This window comes from Pseudomonas sp. 58 R 3, assembly GCF_900006605.1.
Lineage (GTDB): Bacteria > Pseudomonadota > Gammaproteobacteria > Pseudomonadales > Pseudomonadaceae > Aquipseudomonas > Aquipseudomonas salomonii.
This window is the reverse complement of sequence record NZ_CVTT01000055.1, coordinates 1-24,319: the sequence shown is the minus strand read 5'-3', so window position 1 is coordinate 24,319 and position 24,319 is coordinate 1. Positions and strand designations below refer to the sequence as shown.

Sequence of the window (24,319 nt, the reverse complement as noted above, 5' to 3'; positions counted from 1 at the left end):
AAGATGCCCGTTCTCATTGCTGTCAGACGCCTTGAGTCCACTGCTGAGGCAGCGATGGGCAACTCTGCTGACTCCCAGGTTATCGAGTATTAGAAATCCACCGTCGCCGAGAACTTGGCCACACGTGGATCACCTTGGGTCAGGTAACCGCCCAGCGCCGATTCCCAGTATTTGGTATTCGCCACGTTCTCCACCGTGGCACCCAGGCTCACATCACGCTGGGCCACCTTGAAGTTGTAGCGAGCGCCTACATCGAAGCGGTTCCAGGCCGGCAGGCTGAGGTTGTTCGCCGCATCGGCATACTGGCCGCCGGTACGCAGCATACGGCCATTGACGCTCACGCCTTGCAGGCCCGGCACATCCCAATCCACGCCGGCATTAAGTTGGAAGGACGGCACGCCAATGGCGCGGTTGCCGTCGTTGGCGCCGTTTGCCGTGCCGTTGACTTCGGTGTGGATGATTGTCGCGCCGCCCAGCAGGCGCAAGCCGCTGACGGGTTCGCCGAAGACGTTCAGCTCCACACCTTTGTTGACTTGCTCGCCCTGGAAGACAAAGGTCGCGGTGCCGTCCGCATTCAGTTGGGAAAAACCCTGGGTCGGCTGCTCGATTCGGTACACACCCAGCGTTGCGCCGTAGGTGCCCATGTCGACCTTGACGCCGGCCTCGGTCTGTTTCGAGCGCGCGGGTGCAAACGTCTGGTTGGCGTTGGTCACGATGGCGCTGCTGAAGGTAGACGGTGCAGTCGGCCCTGACGCCAGGCCTTCGATGTGGTTGGCGTACAGCGACACATGCTCCCACGGCTTGAACACCAGGCCATACACCGGCGTGGTGATGCCCTTGGCGTAGTTGGCCGTGCGTGTGCCGGTGCCGTAGGCGTAGCCCTGAACCACCAGCTCCTGGCGACGCAGGCCGGCGGTGAACAGTAAGCGGTCATCCATAAAACCGAAGGTGTCCGACACCGCCGCGCTGCGGGCGAAGGTCTTGGCGGTGATGCCAGGGTCGTTCAGGTCGCTGCCGGAAGTGAAGCCTCCTTTGGCTGGAGCGCTCACATCGGCCGGGTTGTAAATATTGGTCGGCTGGCTGCCGGAGGCAAAGTCAAAGGCGTTGCGGGTTTGGGTCCAGATGCCGGTCAAGCCGAGGTTCAATTTGTGGCTGACAGCGCCGGTCTGGAATTTGCCGTTCAGGCCAGCCATCAGGCTGGTGTTGTCTTCCTGATGCGCAATGTTCGAGCCGCTGACTGTGGCATTGCCCAGTGTGTCCCTCAAGGTCACCGACGAATAGCGGCCCAGCTCGTTGGTGTGCTTGGCGCCGCCGGCGATGTAGGCGGTCCAGTTATCGTTGAGGTCATACTCGCCGCGCAACATGCCGAAGGTGTCTTCCAGGCTGGTGGTGCCCCAGTTCGGCGCGTAGTTGGTGTCGGCCGACGGCGCATTCGGGATATGGGTCAGCCCATTGCCGAGCAACACCGTGTTGCGTCCGCCATTGACCTGTTGCTTCTGATAAACAAAGTCGCCGGACACCCGCAGGGCATCGCCGCGATAGTCCAGGCCGACCGAAAACAGCTTCGAACGCTGGCTTTCGTCGTCGATGGCGGTGTCGCCTTCGCGCTGGGAAATATTCACCCGCGCGCCAAAACGGTTGTCTTCGCCGAAGCGCTGGCCGATGTCCAGGTGTTCACCCACCCGGCCATCACTGCTGATATCGGTGCTCAAACGGCGCAAAGGCACATCATCAGCGCGCTTGGGTTGCAGGTTGACGCCGCCGCCGATGCCGGAGCCGCTGGGTGTGACGCCGTTGATGAACGCGTTGGGGCCTTTGAACACTTCAACCCGTTCCAGGGCATCGGTGGACATGATCTGGCGTGGCAGAATGCCGTACAAACCGTTGAACGAAATATCGTCACCATTGAGCGGCAGGCCACGAATCACAAAGGCTTGAGCCTGGTTCGCATAGCCCGACGCCTGGCGCACGGACGAGTCATTGAGCAGCACGTCGCCGACGGTTTGCGCGTGCTGCTCGCGGATCAACTTTTCGGTGTAGGAGGACATGCTGAACGGCGCGTCCATGATGTCCTGGTTACCCAGCACACCTAACTGGCCGCCGCGCGCGACCTGGCCACCGGCGTAAACCGGCGGCAATGCATTCGGTGCAGGTGCGTCGGCACTGATAGTGGTGGCCCCCAATTCCAGTGTATTGCCGTCCGGGCGGTTGTTGGCATCTGGGGTTGCCGCATGAGCAGCCAGGCTCAGGGAGCAGCAAAGGGCAAGCAGGGTAGGGCGAAACGGCGCAGAAATTTGGTTGCAGGAGGGCATGGTCGATCCGGACGGCGAACCGTCAATGTGAGGAAAAGGGCAACAACGTTGCGCTTCCTCACTGCGCGGATAGGACTCCGGCGCGAATGATAGTAATTGTCATTAATATTTCGCAACCGTTTTGTGAAATCGTTGTCCGCGCAGGCGCGAGCTGCCGACCAGCGGCGGCAAAGGTGCGTTGGGCAGGCGCGTCTTCGGCCGCCTGGGCAAGGGCGATGGACCCGGCGCGGAGTACAAACGCAAAGGTTAATGCCATCGCCCATCGCGTTTGCCCGGATGCCGAGTAGAATCACGCCCTGAAAGCGATTCCTGAGGTGCGGTACGGTGGATTTACAGCAGGGTTTTGTCCTGACCCGGCATTGGCGCGACACGGCGGCGGGCACGGAGGTCAGTTTCTGGCTGGCCACCGACCAGGGCCCACGCTGTGTGCGCCTACCCGTGCAAACCTCGGTGATGTTTATCCCGCAAGCCCATCGCAAGCCGCTCGACTGGTTGCTCAAGGGCGAGCGCGACATCGAACTGCGCCCGTTGCAATTGTGCGATTTTCACCATCGTCCCGTCCTGGGTCTCTACACCCGCCAGCACCGCCAGTTGATGGACCTGGAAAAGCGCCTGCGCGCCGCCGGTGTCGACGTTTACGAAGGCGACGTGCGCCCGCCCGAGCGTTACATGATGGAGCGCTTCATCACCGCGCCCGTGTGGTTCGGCGGTACGCCGGATGCCAGCGGCACCTTGCTTGAGGCGCAGATGAAACCTGCGCCGGACTATCGCCCGCCGCTCAAACTGGTGTCCCTGGACATCGAGACCACCGCCCAAGGCGATCTGTATTCCATTGCCCTGGAAGGCTGCGGCGAGCGTCAGGTATATATGCTCGGCCCGCCAAACAAAACCGCTGCAGTGGACTTCAAGCTCGACTATTGCGATACCCGCGCCCAACTGCTCGAACGCCTCAACCAATGGCTGGCCGCCCACGACCCCGATGCAATCATCGGCTGGAACCTGGTGCAATTCGACCTGCGCGTGCTCCACGAACATGCCCAGCGTCTCAACGTACCGCTGCTGCTTGGCCGTGGCGGTGAGGCCATGGCCTGGCGCGAACATGGCAGTCGCAACCACTACTTCGCCGCCGCAGCCGGGCGGCTGATTATCGACGGCATCGAGGCCTTGCGTTCGGCCACCTGGAGTTTCGAATCCTTCAGCCTGGAAAATGTCGCGCAAACCCTGCTCGGTGAAGGTAAGGACATCTCCACGCCGTACCAGCGCATGGACGAAATCAACCGCATGTTCGCCGAGGACAAACCGGCGTTGGCACGCTACAACCTCAAGGACTGCGAGCTGGTCACGCGGATTTTCGCCAAGACCGAACTGCTCAAGTTCCTGCTCGAACGCGCCAGCGTCACCGGGCTGCCGGCCGACCGTAATGGCGGCTCGGTGGCGGCGTTCACGCACCTGTATATGCCGCTGATGCACCGCCAGGGCTTTGTCGCACCGAACCTGGGCGACAAACCGCCCCAGGCCAGCCCCGGCGGGTTCGTGATGGACTCGCGTCCCGGCCTCTATGAATCGGTGCTGGTGCTGGACTACAAAAGCCTTTACCCATCGATCATCCGCAGTTTTCTCATCGACCCGGTGGGCCTGGTCGAAGGCCTCAAGCACCCGGACGACAGCGAGTCGGTAGAGGGCTTTCGCGGTGCACGTTTTTCCCGCACCCGGCATTGCCTGCCGTCGATTGTCGCGCGGGTGTCCGAAGGCCGCGAAGTGGCCAAGCGTGAACACAACGCGCCATTGTCCCAGGCCCTTAAAATCATCATGAATGCATTTTACGGCGTGCTTGGCTCCAGCGGCTGCCGGTTTTTCGATACGCGGCTGGCGTCTTCGATCACCATGCGTGGGCACCAGATCATGCGCCAGACCCGTGAACTGGTGGAGGCCAAGGGATATGACGTGATCTACGGCGACACCGACTCCACCTTCGTCTGGCTCGGCAGCGCGCATGCTGCGGATGACGCCAGCCGCATCGGCCGCGAACTGGTGCATCACGTCAACGAGTGGTGGCGCGCGCATTTGCACAACGAATTCGGCCTGCAAAGCGCCCTGGAGCTGCAATACGAAACCCACTTCAGCCGCTTCCTGATGCCGACCATTCGCGGCGCCGAGGAGGGCAGCAAAAAGCGCTACGCCGGCTTGGTGATACGCACCGACGGCAGCGAAGAAATGGTCTACAAAGGCCTGGAAACCGTGCGCAGTGACTGGTCGCCCCTGGCCCGGCAATTCCAGCAGGAACTCTATCAGCGCATCTTCCATCGCCAGCCGTATCAAGACTACGTGCGCGACTATGTGCGGCGTACCTTGAGCGGCGAACTCGACGACCTGCTGATCTATCGCAAACGCCTGCGCCGCCCACTCGACGACTACGAGCGCAACGTGCCGCCGCATGTGCGCGCCGCACGCCTGGCGGATGAATACAACGACCGCCTGGGGCGCCCGCGCCAGTACCAGTGCGGCGGCTGGATCAGCTATGTGATCACGGTCAACGGCCCGCAGCCGCTGGAAGTACGCCAGGCGCCGATCGACTACGACCACTACGTCACCCGGCAATTGCAGCCGGTGGCCGACGCGATCCTGCCGTTCGTCAATGATGATTTCGGCACGCTGGTCGGCGGGCAAATGGGCCTGTTTTAAAACGCTTGCCTGCGCGTGGGGCGCGCCTGCACTCTTGGCCTCTGATGACACCCTCAGACGGCGCAGCTTCCCATGACTCATGCCCGACGAGCGCAAGCGCAACTCGGTGCGGTTCAGCATCATCGGTTCGCAATGGCCGCCGGTGAAGGCCAACTTGCAGGCCAAACTGCAACGCTAAGGAGATAGCAGCCATGTACACGCTCTACGGCATCGACGAATCCGGTTCCTGCATGATCGAAATCGCCCTGCAGCGTTGCGCGGTGCCGTGGCGGCGAATCGACGCCAGTTCCTGGGAAGACAGCGAAGGCAGTGATGCCCTGGCACGCATCAACCCACTTAAACAAATCCCCACGTTGGTGACGCCCGATGGGCAAGTGCTGACCGAAAGCGCCGCGATCCTGATCCACCTGGGCCTGGAATTTCCCGCCTCCGAGCTGCTTGCCGGCAACCGTGCGCAGATCCTGCGCGGGCTGGTATACATCGCCGCCAATTGCTATTCGGCGGTCGGCATTATCGACTACCCGCAACGCTGGCTGGGTAATGTGGATGACGCCGCACAGGCGCAATTGATCAGCGGCACGCGCCGTTACCTGCACCAGGCCTGGGTGGTGTTCGCCGAGCAGTTTGCCGACCAGTTGTTCGCCCCCGGCAATGTGCCGAACGCCCTGGGCATTATGGCGGCTGCGGTGTCGCGCTGGGACGCGGCACGGGAGGCGTTGAGCAACCTCGCGCCAGGCTTTGCCCAAACGCTGGCGCGGGTGGATGCCGACCCGGTGGTGGCGCCAGTGTTTGCACGTCATTGGCCGCAGTAAGAACGCCGCGTTATGGTTCCGCAATCAGAAGAAACAATGACTGATAACCCCATTTGAGCCCTTGCGTGGCAGGCTTACTGACCTACGCTTCTTAACGAGGTGTAGGAATCATCCTTGAAATTGACTGTCGCAGACATGAAACTCAAGAACCCTGCATGGAATTCAAAGGAGGTGCGCATGCTCATCCGGTCGCTGACCCTGGCTACCTTGATGGCTTTTACGGGGCCGCTGTTGGCCGCGGATGATATCAACCCACTCAAGCAGGACTTGAACAAGTCCCGCCCATTGGTGGTGGTGGAACTTGATTCCGGCAACGAAACATTGGCGACCCTCAAGAAACAGCTGGACGAGCCTGCCAACAAGCAGTCCTTTGAAGAACGCAACATGGTGTTCTACACCGTTAAGTTCGGCAGTATCGGCGCTGAAGGCGAGAAGTTCGCCAAGGATGCCAAGGACAACAAGAAGCTCACGCCGCCGGAGACCAACGCGCTGATACGTGCCCTCAAGCTGGGCGCTGGCAGTGGCACCAAGGTGATCCTGGTGGGCAAGGACGGTGAGAAGAAACTCGAGAAGACCGTGCCGCCGGATACCCTCGACTTGAAGGAGTTTTTCAGCGCCATTGACCAGATGCCCCAGGCTGAAAAAGACCTCGCCGCACCGGCTGAGCCTGAGCCTGCTGCTGCAGCTGCGCCGGCCAAGAATGGTAAACCTGCCAAGCCTGCAAAGGCCGGCAGCAAACCCGCTGCCTCACAACTCGATGATTGAACATACATGAGCCAATGTGGGATCTGGCTTGCCTGGGATGCAGACACCTCGGTGTGTCATGTAAACCGAGTTGATGCCATCGCAGGCAAGCCAGCTCCCACATGGGTTCAGCGCTGTTCCAAAGGTTTCGGCGCCTTACGCACCGGAAACGGAAAGTAGAAAAACCGCAACAACGCCACCCGCTTGATCACTTCCCCGATCAGCAACGGCACCACCACCGCCACCACCAAACCGATGCACGCCGACAGCAACGGATGCAGGCCCACGCGCTCCATCAGGTCAACGGTCTTATGCTGAATTTCTCCATGAAAAATCAACAGAATCAAAGTGGACTGCCCGATGTACGTCATCACCCGCGTGATGACCGCCGATGCCATCAGCACCCGCGCCAGTGACCAGCTCGCGTACACACCAATCACCGCCAGCAGGCTGGTCCACAGCCAATGGTCGTAGCGCCGCTGCGCCAGGTCCATGGTGTCGTGGCTGTAGAGGAACACTGCGGCGAACAACACCACCGAAATCACCAGCGTCAGCAGCGAACCTTCATGCCTGCGCAGCCAGTCGCGCAGCAGGTAGCCGTAGATGAAGTAAGTGCTGCTGATCAGGGTTATCTCGAGGCCGAAGGGTAAGCCAGGCAGGGTCCAGGTCTGCCCGCCGACCGTCACCGGTATTTGCCAGAACCACGGCAAAACCCGGATGCCGATCAGCAGTTGCACCACGATCAGCAGGCAACTGACGGGCAGTGACAGCTTCAGGCGCTGGATCAGGCGCAGCATCAGCCAACTGAACAGAATCGCCACCCAGAAGTGCGGCAGAAACCACAGCGCCTGCCAGGGGATGGTGTCCACCGAGGCATACAACACGCCGCCGACATCCGGCAGCAGCGGTTGGCCGCGCAGTACATCGCGCACCAGCACGTACACCAGCATGGTGAAGAAAAACGGCTTGAGCAGGCCATCGGCCTTGCGCACTGCCATTTGGACAAAGGGCTGCTCGGGCTTGAAGAACACCCCGGAGAGGAAAAAGAACAGCGGCAATATGAACGAAGCAATGATCGGATACTGCAACTCCAGGGAGTTGGCCACGAACCAGCTGTGGCCGTACACGATCAGCAGGATGCCGATGCCCTTGGCGATATCCATTTGAATCCAACGATGTTTCATCCAGTTGCCCCCGACCGATCGTTCATGCCTTGCGCCATGGCTTGAGCCACAGCCCCATGCCCAGCAACACCACGGCGCCGGCCAGGGTGCTTAACCCCAGTTGCAGCCACACGCCTTGAATTGGAAACAGCAGCAGCGCCGCCAGGCTCATCATCAGCGCACTGAGCAGCCAATGCCGCGTCCAGGGCAAAGCATTGAGTAATGCCTGGCGTTGCATCAGCAGCAGTGCGGTGCATATCACACCGGCCAGTGCGGCCAAGGGAATACCCGCCAGGCCAAACACAAACGGCAGCACGCCCAGCAGCAGCACATTGACCAGGCTGCCGAGCAGCTCGCAACGCAGCGGCTGGCGCGTATCGCCGGCGGCGTAGGCATAACGCGCAAGCAAGGCATTCCAGGCGCCGAACACCAGCGGCACGGCAAACCAGGCCAGCAGCAGCGGCAACGGTGAGTCCGCCGATTGTTTGGGCAGCAGCAGGGCCACCAGGCTCGGCGCCGCCGCCACCAGGCCAACACCGGCCGGCAAGGTCAGCACGCTGGCGGTTTCGAGGCCGCGCTTGAGCAGGGCCAGGCGCTCATCGCCCTGGCGTCGGCTCATCATGCCCAGCAGCACCTGGTTAAGGCTCATCAGCGCAATCAGCGGCAGGTTCATCAGCTTGCGGGCGAGGTTGACCCAGGTCACCGCGCCTTCGCCGAGCAGCGACGCCACCAGCCGTTCGATCAAGGCCAGGCCCTGGCTGGCGCCATTGCTCAGTAACAGCGGCCCGATGCGCTGGCCCAGCTCGCGCAGCGGCGCAAAGGACAGTTGCCAGCGCCACGGCCGCCAGCCCTGGCGCCAGAGCGACGGCAGCAACGCCAGCGGCATCAACAGGCTGCCGACCAGGCACGCCAAGGCGAGGGCATGCGGTTGCGTGGCCGTGCCCGCCAACGCCAGGTAGGTCACCGGCGGCAGGTTGAACAGCAACGAGCCCAACCCCGCCAGCACAAACCGCTCGCTGGCCTGCAATGGAATACTGAACAGCGCATGCAGCATCAAGCCGGGTACGCACCACGCGACGATTTGCAGGTTGCCGGCGGCCAGCGCCGTGGCACTGGCCGCCAGCCCCGGGCCGAGCAATTGCACCAGCCACGGCGCCAGCAACGTCAGCAGCAGGCTTGTGACCAGCGCAATCAACATCAAGGCCGGGAACAGCACTGCCAGCCAGTCAAGGCGCTCGCCGTCCTTGCGTGCCAGGTACAGCGGCAGCGCGGCGGCGCTCAATACGCCACCGGCCAACGACATGCGCAACGCCTCGGGCAAAAACAGCGCGATGAGGAAGGCGTCACTGCGTTCTCCGGCGCCCCACGCGGCCACCAGCAGCCATTCGCGGGCGAACCCCAGGCACAGACCCAGCAAGGTCGCAAGCGTCAGCCAGACGGCAGAGCCGAGCATGATTAAGGCCGCACGCCGTCAAGCAGCGGCTTGCGGTACACCACGGTCTTGACCTGCGGCAGGCGACCCGGAAACAGGCGGCGGGCCTCCAGTACATTGATGCCGACCATCAGCCAGAACAGCGACACCATCACCACGGCAAAACTGAAGTAGTGGTCAAACAGGCCGCTGACCAGCGCCGACAGAATCCCGGCCGTGCTGCCCAGCCACAGCGCGTTGTCTTTGGTCAGGCGGATCGGGCCTTTTTCCGGGCGCGCTTCACGCCACCAGCGCACCGTCACGGCAATAAACAACAGCATGCCGACAATGCCGATCTTGTAGACGTAGTTCAGCCACAGGTTGGAGATCCCCAGAAAGTGCGTGCCCGGCACCGGCGGGTCGACCTTGAAGCCGATGCCGAACGGGTAGGCTGCGACCGCCTGGGGGAACATGCGGTATTCGTCGAAACGGATTTCGGTACTGGCGTTATCCGAGGAGAAAATCGTCGCCAGGCGGTCCTGCAACGGCGGGTAAGCCATCACCAGCGCCACGGTCAGCGCCGCGCCGATCATCAACAAGCGGCCGGTATACGGCACGCGGCGCGTAGCCATCCAGATCAGCACCAACGCCAGGCTGACCATCGCCCCACGGCTACTGGCCAGCAGCAAGGCGGCGGCCCCCAGGCACGCCACGCCCAGGCCCAACCCACGCTTCCAGCCCTGTTCGGTCATGCCGAAGCAGAAGGCCAAGGGCAGCAGCAGGGCCATGATCCCGCCGATGGCATTCGGGTGCATCCACGGCGAGCCCATGCGCGAGGACATCGCCTCCAGGCCGAATTTGAGGGTGTCGAAGTTGCCGTAATTGAACAGCGCCAGCACCGGCGCAATGCCGGCGCCCGAGCGGGTGCGCACGAACACCGCAATCGACAGCACCAGCATCGCCAGGGTGCCCAGCAACAGGGCGATCACCAACGATTCGCGGTGCTTGTGGTCCACCAGCAACTTGGCGGCCAGAAACACCCCCGACAGGTTCAGCAACCAGCGCAGCCAGTTCGCCACGCCACTGCTGTCGGCGTGAATGGTGACCTGGCCGACGATAAACGGGAACACGCTGAACAGCATCAGCCACAGCAGCATCTGGTCGGTGGGGCGGCGTGTGAGGCTGGGTGTGGCCGGCACGCGGGCCAGAAAGCTGTGCCACAGCACCGCGCCCCAGGTCAGCGCCAGGATGGCTTCGCTGACCGTACTGCGAATACCCAGGTTGAGCGTGGAGTAGGGCATAAAGGTTGCCATCCCGGCGAACAGCAGCAAGCCCCAGAACGGGAAGCGCAAAATGGTCACCGCAGCGGCCAGGCCGATCACCGCGAGAAACGCCTTGGCCGGTGACAGCATCAAGGCGAGGGCGCCAAACAGCAGGCCGAACAGGATGGCGACGAGGCTTGCCAGGGAGAATCTCATTTCAATTCCTCGATCAGTTCGGCCAGGCGTTGGCGATAGGCAAGCGGGTTGTAACGCTGCGCCCATTGCCGACGTTGCTCGGGTGAGTCTTCATCCGCCTGATCACTCAGGCCCAGCATCAATTGCACCAGCGCCGGGCCATCGGTGGGCGAAAAACGCGGCGCCGACGGCGGGGTGATTTCATCCAGCGAGGTGCCGCTGGCCACCGCCACCGGCGTGCCGACGCTCAGCGCTTCGATCACCGGCAAGCCAAAGCCTTCTGCATAGGACGGCTGCCACAGGCGCGTGGCCTGGCGGTACAAGGCGTGCAGCTCGGCATCCGACACGCCGCTCAAGGCGCGAATCCCCGGCAGGCTGCGCTGGGCTTCGGGCAGGTGGTCGAGGCTGCCGACCAACACCAGCTCCGGTACAGCGGGGGAGAGGCTGCGCGCCTGTTGCCAGGCCTCCACCAGAAACGGCACGTTCTTGCGCAGTTCGCGGGTGCCCACCAACAGCCAGTAACGCGGCGGCAGCCGGCGCGCGGTGAGGTCCGCCGCCAGTTCGATAAAACCATCGACCTGATTGGGCAGCACGCGCACTTTGCCAGCAGCCTTGGGGAACAACCGCGTGGTTTCATCGGCACTGTACTGCGACGGCGTCCACACCCGGTCGGCGCTGTGCACCGCATAGCTGATCGACAGGCGATCGCTGGTTTTGTAGATCAACGCCTTTAAACGGTTGGCGTGGTAGTTGTTCAACGTGATCTGGAACAGGTCGTGCAGCAGCACCACGGTGCGCAAGCCTTTGGGCTTGGGTGGCAGTGGCAGGCCCATATTGAAGGTGCTGATGTACAGGTCGATCTGTTGTTCACGCAAGGCCCTGGGCAGGAAACCGGCCTCGAACCTCAAGCGATTCTGTGGCTGATGCATGGCCGTCTTCGCACAGCCCCACGCCGGGCAGTGGGCCTGCAAGCGCGTTTCATCGCCCAGCGGCGCCACGGTGAAGCGCTCAAGCTCGATGCCGGGCAAAGTGCGCAAGGCTGTTTCCAGCGCATACACCTGGCGGCTGATGCCCGATTGCGGTGAGGTGCCGACAGTGCGGTAATCCAGGCCTACACGCATAGGGGCTCCTTTTGATTGAGCGGTGCCAGTGAGTCATACACCTGCTCCAGCTGGCTGGCGGCGACACTCCAGTCATGGGCACGGCGCACATAGGCGCGGCCGGCTTCACCCATGGGCGCGGCGGCCTCGGGAAATTGCAGCAGGCGCACCACGGCATCCGCCAGGCTGTCGGCACTTTGCCCGCCGAGGTAGTCCAGGCCTTCCACCAGGTCCAGGCCCGACACACCTTGCTCGGTGCTTGCCAGGGGCAACCCGGCGGCCAGCGCTTCGAGCACTTTCAATTTGGACCCGCCGCCATGGCGCAGCGGCGCCAGGAATACCGAGCAGCTCGATTGCAGGTTCAACAGGTTCGGCACAAACCCTTGCCACTCAATGCGCGGGTCTTTCCAACGCTCGCGCCAGCTGCCGGGCATGCCGAACCCGCAGACACTCATGCGCGCCTGTGGGCAGCGCTCCCAGACCTTGGGGAGGATTTCATCCAGCGCCCACTCGATTGCGTCCACGTTGGGCGCGTACTCATAGTTGCCGAGGAACAACACGCGTTGAGTCGACGGGTCGGGATGGGCGGCGGCGAAGTGATCGCAGTCCACGCCATTGACCACCACCGGCACCGGTTTGCCGGCGATTTTAGCCAGCACTTGCGCGTCGGCTTCGGTCACCGCCACCACCTGCGCCGCCTGGCGCATCACCCGGTGTTCCCAGCGGCTGTAGCGCCATTGGTCGTAGCGAATGAACGGCAGCGCCCAGCGCGGCAGGCGGTCGTAGGTGGCGGCGCCCAACGCCGACTCCACGTTGTGTTCGGTCAGCACGAACGGCTGGGATTTGCGCGCCAGCGCATCTTCGTAGGGTTGGAAGGTGTAGGTGTGCTCGATCTGCACCACGTCCCAATGCTCGTTGAGCAGTTGCTGAAAAGTGTCCTGCAAGCCCGCCGACAGGCCATTCACACTCGCCAGCAGCGGGTAGGGCGCCAGCAGCCCGGCCACCAGGGTCTTGAAGCTGCGCAGCGGGCGGCGCGGCAGGATGATCACTTGCTCAAGGAAGGCTTCCAGCACCTGGCGGTCGGTCAGCGACACCGGGTGCTTGTCATGCAGCAGCAGGGTGATCCGATGCCCACGCGCGGCCAGGCTGCGCAGCAGGTGGAACTGGCGGGTCTTGCCGCCGCTGGTGGCGGGCCAGGGTGAGTAGGGCAGGATCCATAAAATGCGCATGGCAGGCCTCAATCCCATAACAGAATTTGCAGGTTCGACTTGACCGGTACGGTCAGGCCGCCGTTGCCACTCAGCGGGGTTTGCGTGCCGCGCAGCGGGTCGTACAGGGTCGCGCCGGTCAAGCCGGGCAAGTGCGCGTTGCCGCCCTGGGCCGACCAGAAATACCAGAGTTTGTGGCCGTCGGCGCGGGTCCAGCCGATGCTGAACAAGCCGTCCGGCAATTGATCGGCGGCGGGCGGGTCGCCGGGTGTGAGTTGCGGGCCGCTGACGTCGAGAAAGTTCTTCAAGGCGGTGTAGACCGGCTTGGGGTTGGCGTCGATGTCGAGCAAGCCGTAAGACTGGTCGCGCACGCTGGCGCGCTGGTCGAGGTCGCTCAAGGTGAACAGGAAGATCTTGTCGAAATCCATCGCGCTCATCAGCGCCACGCGGCGCACTACATAATCGGCCTGGCCCTGCAAGGTAATCAGGTCTTGGGCGTCTTTGGGGCCGGGGTAGGTCGACCAACCCCACTCGGTGCTCCACAGGGTGTGCACGCCACCGGCGCGCAGGGACTGGTTGAGCGCCGTGGTCTTGGCGATAAAGTCCAGGTTCGAGGGGTCGTTGCCTTCGGGCAGTTGGGTGTAAGGGTGATAGGAGATCACCGTGTTCAAACTGGCCACGCCCAGCGCGCCAAGGGCCGAGAGCATGGTCTGGCCGTTGGGCATCTCGCTGAAGAACGCCATGCCTGCGGCCACAACCGGTTTGTTCGCATCCACTGCGCGCAACGCGGCGGCGGTGACGGTCAGCAAGTTGGCATAGCCGGCGGGGTCGGCGACCGGGCGCCAGAAGCCGAGCAGGTTAGGCTCGTTCCACACCTGCCAGGCATCGACGCTGGGGTAGCGTTGCGACAACAGCGCCATGCGGTTGGCGAACACATTAGAATCCTTGGGCGGGTACTGGTCCTGATACGGCGCACCGACCGGCGCGGTGGTAGCGAAGGGCGCCGAGCCCACCAGGTAGAACACCGACTTGAGCTGGTTGGTTTGCAGGTTGGCGACCAACTGATCCAGGGTCGCGACCTGATACTGGCCCTCAACGGGCTCCAACTGGTCCCAATGCAGATCCAGGCGCACCCATTGCAGGCCCAGGGCCTTGAGACGGTCGATTTGCAGTTGATACAGCGTAGGGCTGAACCACAGGAACTGCGCGTTCACCCCCAGAAAGTCCTTCCACACCACCACCTTGTTGCCCTTGAGCACATGGTTTTCGGCGTCAGCCTGACGCCCCCACATAAAGGCGCTGAGGCCGATGGCCGCGACCACGGCCAGGGTGGCTAACCACGTGCGTCTAGGTGCCATACGGTGCTCCTGCAATGGCCTGTTCGAAGAGCTGCTTGAACTGCTGCGCGGTCAATGGCCACAGGCGTTCACGGCCGATTTCTGCGGCGCGCTCGGCCCAGTCGCGGGCCAGGGTTGGTGTGCGTGCCAGGCGCTGCAGTTGTGCGCTCAAGGCCGCCACATCACCTTGGGGATAAATCGCACCATTGCCGCTGGCGACTTCTTCGGCAAACGCGCGCGCATCCGACGTGATCGCCCCACGCCCGCATGCCGCCGCCCAGGACAGCGCACCACTGGTGCCGCGTTGGCGCCCCAGCAGGCCGAGTTTTTTTGATTCACGGTACGGCAGCACCATCACATGGTGCGCCTGGATCGTCTGCGCGATCTCGCCGGCCGGCAGGTTCAGCCGCCAGTCGATGGCGCCCGCCAGGCCGAGGTCGGCGATCTGGCGGTTCAACTGTTCCAGGTAATTACCGCCTGCGCCAAACGCCATTTCGGCGGCGGTGCCACCGGCCAGGGTCAGGCGCACACGGTCACGCAATTCGGGGGCTTGCTTGAAGGCATCGGCCAATGCCTGCAACAGGTCTTCAATGCCTTTGCCACGGTAGATAAAACCGAAATACAGCAGGTGCAAGGTGTCCAGCGAGGGCAACGGTGCCGGCGCAATCGCCAGGTTGGCGTGGTTGATCACCGCCACTTTGCCGGCCGGCAGTTGCATGCGCTGTGACAAGCAATCGGCGCCCAGGCGGGTGAGGGTAATCAGCCGCGTCAGGCCTTGGGCGACCTGGCGTTCTTCACGCAAGGTCAGCGGGTCGGCCAGCACCACGGCCGCTTGCGGCAATGGGCTGGGCAGGCGCTCCAGCAGGTTGAGTGGAAAGGGCAGGTGCTCCCGCCGCCAGACCATGCGTTCGGGGTCATGCACGGTGGCGGTCAGCGGCAGCGTGGGATGGGCCTTGCGCAACTCGCGCAGGGCCAGGAACTCCCCCAACCGCCCGCCACCCAGCTCGGCGTGGACCAGGTCCACGCGTTGCCAGTCGAACCCGGCGATCGCCTGCTGGATTGCGGCAGTGCTGCCTTCCACGCCGCTCAACGGTGTCGCCACCGTCACGCCCAACTGCTCCAAGGCCGTCTTGAAATGGTTCGCGTAGTCGGCGATCCCGTTTTTTTCCGGCGGCAAAGGCGCGAGCAGGGCGATGCGCATCAGAACGCTCCCCGGTATTTGGCGATGGTTTTGAGCACCTTGGCCGGCACTTCGAATTTGCGCCGGTTGATGATGATACCGTCCACCTTGCCGAACGCGGTGTTGAGGATCGACAGCGCGTGTTCCACCACCGGCACGGTGCTTTTTTGCGCTTCCACCACCAAAGCGATCAGGTCGGCGCGGCGCAGGTTGATAAAGGCATCGCGGTTATCCAGCAGCGCCGAGGCATCCAGCAGGACCAGCTCGCCGGGTGCCGCCGGTTGCGCGCCGCCGACCCGCACGTTGATGCCGTTCTCTTGCAACAACTGGCGCAGTTGTTCGACCACAAAGCTCACACCCTCGCCATGGCGTGCCGAGGTCAGCCCCAACGTCATGCCGTGCTCGGCAATCCGTTCCAACTGCAGCAGCCCATACAGGCGGTAAATGCTCGCATTGAATGCGTTGGTACCCTGCGCGGTGCTGGTGTCCAGCTCCGGCAAGGTGGTCCACAGCGGCAGGCCGAACTTGCGCTCCACCAAGCCGCCGTCGTGAATGCGCTGGTCCAGCAGGTAGCACAGGTAAATCACCAACAGGCCGACGACGATCGAGAACGGAATCGCCAACAGCAGCATCAGCAGGGTTTTCGGGAAGATCCGGCCTGGGTTCAGGGTGGCTTCTTCGATCACTGCAATGTTGCTGATCTGGCTCTTGTCCAGCTCACGGTCGATGCGCGATTTTTCCAGGTTGTCCACATACAGCGCGTAGTTGCGCTCGGTGGCGCTCAGCTCGCGGGAGAGGCGCGTCAGTTCCGGTTCAATCTCCAGCGCCTCCTTGCGTTGCGCCTCAAGGTTGACCAGTTGTTTCTGCTGCTGAACCAGTTGGGTGCGCAGCGCCAGGTTATTGCTCGACTCATCCAGCAGCACGCGCTGCAAGTGAATTTCGAGGGTGTTCGGCGCGCGGTTTTCCGAGCTTTGCACCGTGTTGCTTTCACCGGCCACCTGCGCCTGCATCGCCCGAATCGACGCATCCAGGGCTTTGACCGGCGGCGCGTTATCGGTGTAGGTGCGCATCATGTCGGCCTTTTCCAGCAGCTTCTGGTTGAGCAGGCGACGCAAATCCTGTTGCTGCGGGTTCAGTGCGATCTGACGCACCGTGGTGACTTCCTTGGGTTGGCCCTTGAGTTGGTCGCGGGTACTCTGGATCGCGCTGTCGGACGAGGCGATCAGGCGCGTGGTGTTGAAGGTCTCGCCACGCAGCACATTGATGCGCTCGGACAAGTCTTCCAGACGATCGGTGATGCTCGCCGCGCCGATCTCGTTCAAGTGCTTGAGGATCTGCTCCTTGTAGCTTTTGATCTCGGTGGCGCTGGTGTTCACCTGGCCCTCGTAGAAGGCATACAGGCTCTTGCGGCCCAGTGCCTGGGTGCGTTCGGCGATGTAGGTCTCGACCCAGTCCTTGACCACTTGTTGGGCAATTTCCGGGTCGCCCCAGCGAAAGCTGATATCCATCACCGTGGAACCCACGGCGTGGCTGACCTCGAAGTTTTTCTCCAGGCTGGCGGCCAGGCGCTCCACGGGGGTGGTCTTTTCCAGGATGCCGACGGTTTCCAGTACCACGCGAATCCCGTCGAATACCGCGCCCACACCTTCCTTGACGTAGTACTTGGTGCGCTTCCAGAAGCCTTCCGGCGGCGGTGCGTTGGCGATCACTTCCAGGTAATGCTCGGCCACCGTGCGTACAATCGGCCGCCCGGTCAGCAGGCGCTCTTCGTCGACGATCGGGTCGCGCTGAGTGCTGGGCATCACGATGGCCTGGCGGTTGCTGATCTCGATCGGCAAGGTCGAATCACGCCCCGGCTTGACCAGCAGGCGCGCGGTGGATTCGTACTTGGCCGGCAGCAAAAAGGCCCCCAGCAGGATGATCACCAGCGCCGCGATGGCCGCCAGTTTGAACTCATGCCGAAAGATGAAGAACAGGCGCAGAAGATCACGAAAAGAACGGATCTCGATCATGGGATGTCGCTCCTTCAGTTATTGCCGCCGCTGGTTCGGGTGTAGTTGTAGCCAACCCCGATCGACTTGGTGAACGGGATCAGTTGGTTCAAGTAGGTATCCACGCCCTGGATGCGTTCGCCCACATTGGATTTGGGCACGAACACCACGTCACCGCGTTGCAGGTGCACCGGTTTACGTCCGTTGGGACCGGGCTTGAGGTATTGGCTGAAATCCAGGAAGTAGGCGTGATAGGCGCCCTGGGCATCTTCGCGCAGCAGCGCGACCATGCTCGCGTTGCCCGACGGGTTGACCCCACCGGCACCGACGATGGCTTGCTCCAGGGTGTTGGCGGTGCCCAGTTGCACGGCGGTGGGGTTATTCACCGCGCCGCCGACGATCACCGAGTTGCCGGGTGCCTGGTTGATGTTCACCGTCACCCGCGGTTCGCGATACACCGGCGCGAGCTTGTTGCTCAGCTCGGTGGCCAGCTCCGAGGGCTGGCGCCCGGCGACCTGGATCGGCCCCAGGAACGGGTAATTGATCTTGCCGTCGGTCTGCACCGTGTACAGCGTCAGCTCATAGATGGTGCTGACGTTGAACGCCGACAGCGTCGGCATTTCCCCGGCATCGCGCACGATGCGCAACTGGTCGCCGATGCGGATGCGCTCCACCGCCGGTGGCAGTTGCGCAAGCTGGTCGAGGGCGCGCTTGCCGTCTTCAACGGTCTGGTCGTCCGGCGGGACGATGCGTGCGGGCGTATTGCAGGCGGCCAACGCCATCATGGCCAGGACGAGCAAGGTTCGTTTCATCAAGGGGGACTTCCTGTAGGTCATGATGCTCACCTCCAATAACCGGGGAACATGCTGATGCGCCGCTTGAGGGCGAGGGGGAGCCGACGTTCCAGATGGCCCAGCCGGTAGCCGAGCAACTTGAACGCGCTGCGCACCAGTACTTCGGGCACGCGGTGCAATGCACCGGCTGCGCGCAATGCCGCGAGCTCAGCCAGTACATAGCGTTTACCTTCACCGCCGGCATCGCCGAACGCCTGGCGGATCCACGGCTCGCGACCGTAGAACACGCCAATGTCGAAGTAGCGGTGAAACTCATCCATGAGTCGGTAATCGTGGGAGTGGTACACCCGCGCCGTGGCGGCGTAACGCACGGTGTAGCCTTCGAGCAGCAGGCGCGCGGCGACGTAGGCGTCTTCGCTGCCGATCACATCGGCGGGGAAGCCGCCGACGGCCTGCAGGGCGCTGCGTCGGTACACGCAAAACGAGTCGGAACTGAAGCAGGTTTTGATCCCGAGCGTGGGCGCGTCGGCCATGCGCTTGGTGCGGCTTTGGTCCGGGTAATTGAAGTGCCGCGACTGTGCGCCCAGCACGCCGGCGCCGGGGTGCGGCAACTGGCGCCCGTAGGCCACGCCGGTGAGCGGGCCTTGCTGCAATTCATCGAGCAGGTTGGCGAAGGTTTCGGCATCGGCGGGGATCGCGTCCTGGGTCATTACGATCAGTGCCTCACCGCTCACCTGCTCACTGGCCCAGCGGCGTGTGCCGCCGTGGTTGAAATCACGTGCGTCGATCACCTCGACCCGAGCGCCGAATTCGCGAAAGCGCGCCACGGTGTCATCGCTGGACGCGCTGTCGACCACCAGCATCTCGTCCGGTTGCAGCGTCTGCATGTGCAGCGCAGGCAGCAGTCGCGCCAAGTGACTGGACGCGTTGCGGGTCGGGATGATCAACGAGGTGCGCATGTCACTTCTTCACTTCTGCCGGTGCACGCCCATAGATGTCGTCAAAGCGCACGATGTCGTCCTCGCCCAGGTACTCGCCGCTCTGCACTTCGATCATCACCAGGTCGATGATGCCGGGGTTGGTCAGGCGGTGCTTGTGCCCGGCCGGTATGTAGGTGGATTCATTGGCATTGATCAAAAACTCACGCTCGCCATTGGTGATCTGCGCGGCGCCACTGACCACCACCCAGTGCTCGCTGCGGTGATGGTGCATCTGCAACGACAGCGAAGCCTGGGGCTTGACCACGATGCGCTTGATCTTGAAGCGGCTGCTTTCCTCCAGCACCGTGTAGGTGCCCCACGGCCGGGTAACGGTGCGGTGCAGGCTGAACGCCGGGTGGTTCTGGCGCTTGAGTTCGGCGACGATGTAGCGCACATCCTGGCTACGGTTGGCGTCGGCGATCAGCAACGCATCGGGGGTGTCGACGATGATCAGGTCGCGCACGCCGACGGCGCCGAGGACGCGCTTGGGCGAGTCGATATAGCAGTTGTGCACGTCATGCAAAATCGCTTCGCCATTGACCTGGTTGCCATGCGCATCGCTGGGCGTGAGCTGGCGCAGCGCTTCCCAGGAGCCGATGTCGCTCCAGCCGATGTCGCAGGGCACCACGGCGACTTGCTTGGACTTCTCCATCAAGGCCACGTCGATGGAAATGTCCGGCGCGCTGCCGAATGCATCCGCATCGAGTTCGCGCTGGCGTGAGGTTTTGTTTTGCAGGCCATGGCTGTGCTCCAAAGCGGCTCTGGCAGCGGTCAGCACCTCGGGGGCATGGGCGGCGAGTTCGTCCACCAGGGTGCCGGCCTTGAAGCAGAACATGCCGGCGTTCCACAGGTGCTTGCCGCCGTCGAGGTAGGCTTGCGCGGTGGCAAGATCAGGTTTCTCGACAAAGCGTTTGACACGGTTGCCGGTGCCCAGCGCGTCACCTTTTTCGATATAGCCAAAACCGGTTTCGGGGTGATCGGGCTGGATGCCGAAGGTCACCAGGTAGCCGGCTTCAGCCAGGTCGCGGGCCTGGGCCACCGCCTCGGCAAACGCGACTTCATTGAGGATCAGATGGTCGGCGGGCATCACCAGCAGCTGTGCGCTGTCACCGAAATGCTCCTGCACATGCAAGGCCGCCACGGCGATGGCCGCTGCGGTGTTGCGCCCGAAGGGTTCGAGCAGCAGGTCCAGGGGCAGGTGGGCCTTGTTGACCCCACGGTAGTCGTCCAGGGTACGAAACAGCAGGTCGCGGTTGGTCACGGTGAGCACGCTTTCCACGCCGGGCAACTTGGCCGCGCGCTGGAAAGTCTTTTGCAACAGGCTCTGGCCGTCACGCATGCGCATGAAGGGCTTGGGCATGTTCTGCCGCGAAACCGGCCACAGCCGCGTACCCGAACCACCGGAAATGATGCAGGGAATTAATCCGTTGAGGGTGTTCATCAATAGACTTCCTTGGTGGAGAGGACGGCCGGGACCGTCATGAAGACGATGTACAAGTCAAACCACACCGACCACTTGGAGATGTACTCCAGGTCGTACTCGACACGTTTCTGGATTTTGAACAGGGTATCGGTCTCGCCCCGATAGCCGTTGATCTGCGCCCAGCCGGTGATGCCTGGCTTGACGCGATGGCGCGAACTGTACTCGCTCACCGCCACTTCGAACGGAATGCCTGCGGCTTTGGTGGCCGTGGCATGCGGGCGCGGGCCGACCATGGACATATTGCCCAGCAGCACGTTGAACAGCTGCGGCAGCTCATCGATGCTGGTTTTGCGAATGATGCGGCCCACGCGGGTGATGCGCGGGTCTTTGCGGGTGGTCTGTTGTTCGGCGGTGAAGTCGCTCTGGTCGGTGAACATCGAGCGGAACTTGAACACGCGAATTTCGTTGTCGTTGTAGCCATAGCGGTTCTGGCGGAACAGCACCGGGCCTTTGGAGTCGAGCTTGATGGCGATGGCTGTGAGCAGCATCACCGGCGACAACGCCACCAGGGCCAGGCTGGCCAGCAGTAAATCTTCACAGCGCTTGATAAAGGGCGACCAGCCGCGCAACGGTAACTGCGAGGTATTGAACATCAGGATGCCGCCCACGTCGGTGATGCGGCTGTGGCCGTAGCGCAGGGCGGCCATGTCGGGCACCAGCATCACATTCACCGACATCTGCCGCAGGCGGTTGACCAGCCCGTGAATACGCTGCTCGGCGGCCCACGGCAGGCAGATCATCACCTGGTTGACCTGCTCGGCACGGATCAGTTTTTCCAGGTCACGGGTATTGCCCAGCAAGGGCAGGTTGCTCAATTCCTTGGGAATGCGCTCGGTGCGGTCGTCAATAAAACCGATCAGGCCGGAGCGGATATCGCCATTGCGTTGCAGGTGGTCGGCCACATGCACGGCGGTGTCGGTAAAGCCCAGGATCACTGTGCGTTGCAGGTACTTGCCCTTGCGCATCAGGTTGCGATACAGGCGCAGCATCAACAGGCGTTCAGCGCAGAACAAACCGAGGCTGGCGATGTACCAGACCACCAGATTGCGCGGGGTCAATTGCGGGAAAAACTGCAGGATCTGGTACATGAACAGCAAGATGCAGAACGCCGCTGACCAGGCGACGATGCTGGTACGCAGGCGCAGGCGATTGCTGAACAGCTCTTCGGAGTAAATCCCCAGGGCCTGAAACAGAATAATGCTCAGGACTGCGAAAAACAGCAGCAGACCGAGAAAGTGGGAACGCATCTCGGAGGCCAGCGGGTCAAGGAACAACACCAGCACCAGCGGCGGCAAAATCGCAGTCAGGCCATGTACCAACTTGACGAAAACAACAAAAAATTCAACAAATCCAGCACGGGTCAGAAACAGGCTATCGACTGACGACTTTTCTCGCATAACAACATCCCTCATTGCACTCCAGACTCTCTGTTCGACTACTTCACCCTGCTTGATAAGAGGGCAAATCGAACGACGGCTATGCTGGGTAAAACGCAACTATTTCATCCACGTGCAACCGTCCAAATGGAGGAAATTGGCAGGGGCAGTGACTAAAGGAGTGTTCCTTTTATTGGCTTAGTCAGAAAATTGACTGTGGAGCGAAGGTGGTATTCCAGACACGTTGGTAGGTGTTTTTATATGTCATGTTCTTGACCTTCCTTGTTCATGCACTCGGTCATGGGGAGTGATTTTGAGTGTAGGAACAAATATGGGAATTTTCCTGCCCGATGAGTAAACCTTTTTTGAAAGGGGCAGAAAAAGGGGACAAAGACGGCACGGCACTGCCAGCAAACAAGGCCTTGGAGGCGAATATTTTTTACAGAGGGTAGAAATGTATCCAGCACAATTTTTTGTTTGCGCAGGGTTCAACGATTAACCTGCGGGCTTTCTCTGGCGGACGGTTTGAGCATGATCGACCTGGCAACCCTCGCGGTTTTTTCCGGCGCTGTTTTGCTGTTGCTGCTGTCACCGGGGCCGAACATGGCATTTGTCATCAGCCACGGCGTGAGTTATGGCTGGCGTGGTGGCGTGGCGTCGAGCCTGGGGATCTGCGTGGCGGACGTGTTGCTGACCGCCTTGACGGCCAGCGGGGTCACCGCCTTGGCCGCCAGTTGGCCGCCGGCGTTTGATTTGATTCGTTACGCCGGGGTGATCTATCTGTTGTGGCTGGTGTTCAAGACCTTGCAAAAAAGCACCGGCCTGGACATGACCCAGGTCCGTCGCGTGCATTTGCGGCACGTGTTTGTGCAGGCCATGCTCAACAGTGTGCTCAACCCTAAGGCGTTGCTGTTTTTCATGGTGTTCCTGCCCCAATTCGTCAGGCCCGAGGCGGGCTCCATCGCCATGCAGCTGTGGGTGCTGGGCGGCGTTCTGACCCTGATCGCCGGAGTTTTTCATGCCTTGCTGGGCATTTTTGGCGGGGCGATCAGCCGAGTGTTTGCGGGCAGTCGCCACAGCGCCAGCCTACAGAAATGGGGCCTGGCGACCGTGCTGATGCTATTGGCGGCGCGGTTGGCGCTGATGTCCCGGCCAGCCTGACCCACCGCCTTCGCAGCCTCGCCGGGGCTCGACAGCTCCCACAGGGGATCGGCTGTGTTGGTTAGATCTCAGTTCGCAGGGCCATCGCGGCAAGCGCAAATCCCACCAGCGCAGCAGTTCAACTGTGGGAGCTGTCGAGCCCCGGCGAGGCTGCGAAGGCGGCGGCACTGGCGAAGTACAGGTTGCCTGACCCACCGCCTAGCCCAGCCGCGCGGCCGCACGCGCCGCAATTTCACCGCGCACCCGACGTGATTCCGTCGTGCGCTTGTTGGCTTCCTCCAGCACATGTTTGGGCGCGGTGTCCGGGCTGCCCGCGTCAAACGGCGGTGCCGGCGCGTATTCGATCTGCAACTGCACCAGCTGTGCGGCGGCTTCGCTGTACAGCTCGGCGGCCAGGGTCAGTGCAAAGTCGATCCCCGCTGTAATCCCGCCACCGGTGAACAGGTTGCCGTCACGCACCACGCGCGCCTGGATCGGGATGGCGCCCAGTGGCGCGAGCAGGTCGTGGTAGGCCCAGTGGGTGGTGGCTTTGCGGCCGCGCAGCAAACCGGCCGCGCCGAGCACCAGTGAACCGGTGCATACCGAGGTCACGTAGCGGGCGGTCTGTGCCTGGGCTTTGAGGAAGTCGAGTGTTTGCGGGTCTTCCATCAAGGCGCCGACGCCGGAACCGCCGGGCACGCATATCACATCCAGGCGCGGGCAGTCGGCATACGTCATGGTCGGAGTGAACACCAAACCGGTGCTGGAAGTGACCGGTGCCAGGTCTTTCCACACCAGGTGCAGCTTCACATCCGGCAGCGAACCCAGCACGTCATAGGGGCCAGTAAGGTCCAGTTGCTGGATGCCGGGAAACAACAAAAAGCCGATCTGCAAGGTCATGAATCAAGCTCCGATAAAGGGGTGGACGGCTTCACTGTAGAGGCCTAGGCTTTGGCGAATACGCCATTGAACCCACAAATCACGCCAATCATGACCCGGATCATTCACGTTCTCGCTTTCGATAATGCCCAAGTGCTCGACGTGACCGGGCCGTTGCAGGTGTTCGCCTCGACCAATGACCTGGCGCGCCAGCGCGGCCTGGCGTTGCCTTACGCGGTCTCGGTGGTCGCCGCGCAGGACGCGCCGGTG

General features: G+C 62.4%; 18 protein-coding genes and 2 pseudogenes. 6 read left to right on the top strand and 14 right to left on the bottom strand.

The genetic code is table 11. The features are described from left to right. Nucleotides 1-89: 89 nt before the first annotated feature. A complete protein-coding gene (locus tag BFP92_RS15880; protein WP_065930266.1) occupies nt 90-2,312 on the bottom strand; it encodes a TonB-dependent receptor in 2,223 nt (740 codons plus the stop codon). Between the two features lie 324 nt (nt 2,313-2,636). Here BFP92_RS15880 and BFP92_RS15875 point away from each other — a divergent pair, with 324 nt between their 5' ends. From BFP92_RS15875 to BFP92_RS15865, 4 genes and pseudogenes are all read left to right on the top strand, one after another. After that, on the top strand, nt 2,637-4,994 hold the full coding sequence (locus tag BFP92_RS15875; protein WP_065930265.1) for a DNA polymerase II: 2,358 nt from the start codon (nt 2,637-2,639) through the stop codon (nt 4,992-4,994). Nucleotides 4,995-5,070: 76 nt separating this feature from the next. Beyond that, nucleotides 5,071-5,172 (top strand): annotated as a pseudogene (locus BFP92_RS31280) (GNAT family N-acetyltransferase); the annotation flags it as partial. A gap of 13 nt (nt 5,173-5,185) precedes the next feature. Beyond that, a complete protein-coding gene (locus BFP92_RS15870) occupies nt 5,186-5,806 on the top strand; it encodes a glutathione S-transferase N-terminal domain-containing protein (RefSeq protein WP_065930264.1) in 621 nt (206 codons plus the stop codon). A gap of 177 nt (nt 5,807-5,983) precedes the next feature. Further along, nucleotides 5,984-6,571 (top strand): DUF4174 domain-containing protein, encoded by a 588-nt coding sequence (locus BFP92_RS15865; protein WP_056858813.1) that lies wholly within the window; start codon nt 5,984-5,986, stop codon nt 6,569-6,571. 107 nt (nt 6,572-6,678) lie between these two features. On the opposite strand, the gene BFP92_RS15860 is transcribed toward BFP92_RS15865, so the two are convergent. The 12 genes from BFP92_RS15860 to BFP92_RS15805 are packed head-to-tail and all read right to left on the bottom strand — an operon-like array spanning nt 6,679 to nt 22,051. Then, entirely contained in the window at nt 6,679-7,734 is a 1,056-nt protein-coding gene (locus tag BFP92_RS15860) for an acyltransferase family protein (protein ID WP_065930263.1), read from the bottom strand. 22 nt (nt 7,735-7,756) lie between these two features. Continuing rightward, nucleotides 7,757-9,166 carry a lipid II flippase MurJ gene (locus BFP92_RS15855; protein ID WP_065930262.1) on the bottom strand — a complete coding sequence of 470 codons (1,410 nt, stop codon included), beginning with the start codon at nt 9,164-9,166 and terminating at the stop codon, nt 7,757-7,759. Between the two features lie 2 nt (nt 9,167-9,168). Next, complete coding sequence (locus BFP92_RS15850; protein ID WP_065930261.1) at nt 9,169-10,602, bottom strand: O-antigen ligase family protein; 1,434 nt, start codon at nt 10,600-10,602, stop codon at nt 9,169-9,171. Then, on the bottom strand, nt 10,599-11,702 hold the full coding sequence (locus tag BFP92_RS15845) for a glycosyltransferase family 4 protein (protein WP_065930260.1): 1,104 nt from the start codon (nt 11,700-11,702) through the stop codon (nt 10,599-10,601). Before BFP92_RS15845 ends, BFP92_RS15850 begins: the two co-directional genes overlap by 4 nt. Continuing rightward, nucleotides 11,693-12,910 carry a glycosyltransferase family 4 protein gene (locus tag BFP92_RS15840; protein ID WP_065930259.1) on the bottom strand — a complete coding sequence of 406 codons (1,218 nt, stop codon included), beginning with the start codon at nt 12,908-12,910 and terminating at the stop codon, nt 11,693-11,695. Before BFP92_RS15840 ends, BFP92_RS15845 begins: the two co-directional genes overlap by 10 nt. Before the next feature lie 8 nt (nt 12,911-12,918). Beyond that, nucleotides 12,919-14,247 carry a beta-galactosidase gene (locus tag BFP92_RS15835; protein ID WP_065930258.1) on the bottom strand — a complete coding sequence of 443 codons (1,329 nt, stop codon included), beginning with the start codon at nt 14,245-14,247 and terminating at the stop codon, nt 12,919-12,921. Continuing rightward, the gene (locus BFP92_RS15830; protein WP_065930257.1) at nt 14,237-15,427 is read right to left on the bottom strand and encodes a glycosyltransferase; all 1,191 of its coding nucleotides are present in this window, start codon (nt 15,425-15,427) and stop codon (nt 14,237-14,239) included. Before BFP92_RS15830 ends, BFP92_RS15835 begins: the two co-directional genes overlap by 11 nt. Continuing rightward, entirely contained in the window at nt 15,427-17,418 is a 1,992-nt protein-coding gene (locus BFP92_RS15825) for a GumC family protein (RefSeq protein WP_065930256.1), read from the bottom strand. Before BFP92_RS15825 ends, BFP92_RS15830 begins: the two co-directional genes overlap by 1 nt. A gap of 14 nt (nt 17,419-17,432) precedes the next feature. Then, nucleotides 17,433-18,209, bottom strand: a complete 777-nt coding sequence (locus tag BFP92_RS15820) for a polysaccharide biosynthesis/export family protein (RefSeq protein WP_058420822.1) — start codon at nt 18,207-18,209, stop codon at nt 17,433-17,435. A 29-nt stretch (nt 18,210-18,238) separates the two neighbouring features. Next, a complete protein-coding gene (locus BFP92_RS15815; RefSeq protein ID WP_065930255.1) occupies nt 18,239-19,150 on the bottom strand; it encodes a glycosyltransferase family 2 protein in 912 nt (303 codons plus the stop codon). A 1-nt stretch (nt 19,151) separates the two neighbouring features. Further along, nucleotides 19,152-20,612 carry a mannose-1-phosphate guanylyltransferase/mannose-6-phosphate isomerase gene (locus tag BFP92_RS15810; RefSeq protein ID WP_065930254.1) on the bottom strand — a complete coding sequence of 487 codons (1,461 nt, stop codon included), beginning with the start codon at nt 20,610-20,612 and terminating at the stop codon, nt 19,152-19,154. Then, nucleotides 20,612-22,051, bottom strand: a complete 1,440-nt coding sequence (locus tag BFP92_RS15805; protein ID WP_065930253.1) for an undecaprenyl-phosphate glucose phosphotransferase — start codon at nt 22,049-22,051, stop codon at nt 20,612-20,614. Before BFP92_RS15805 ends, BFP92_RS15810 begins: the two co-directional genes overlap by 1 nt. 510 nt (nt 22,052-22,561) lie before the next feature. Here BFP92_RS15805 and BFP92_RS15800 point away from each other — a divergent pair. Then, nucleotides 22,562-23,191 carry a LysE family translocator gene (locus tag BFP92_RS15800; protein WP_065930252.1) on the top strand — a complete coding sequence of 210 codons (630 nt, stop codon included), beginning with the start codon at nt 22,562-22,564 and terminating at the stop codon, nt 23,189-23,191. A gap of 198 nt (nt 23,192-23,389) precedes the next feature. Here BFP92_RS15800 and inhA read toward each other — a convergent pair whose 3' ends face one another. Next, nucleotides 23,390-24,070, bottom strand: coding sequence for an isonitrile hydratase (gene inhA / locus BFP92_RS15795; protein ID WP_065930251.1), 681 nt, complete (start codon nt 24,068-24,070; stop codon nt 23,390-23,392). Nucleotides 24,071-24,160: 90 nt separating this feature from the next. On the opposite strand from inhA, the pseudogene BFP92_RS32085 reads away from it, so the two are divergent. Continuing rightward, a pseudogene (locus BFP92_RS32085) lies at nt 24,161-24,319 on the top strand (AraC family transcriptional regulator); the annotation flags it as partial.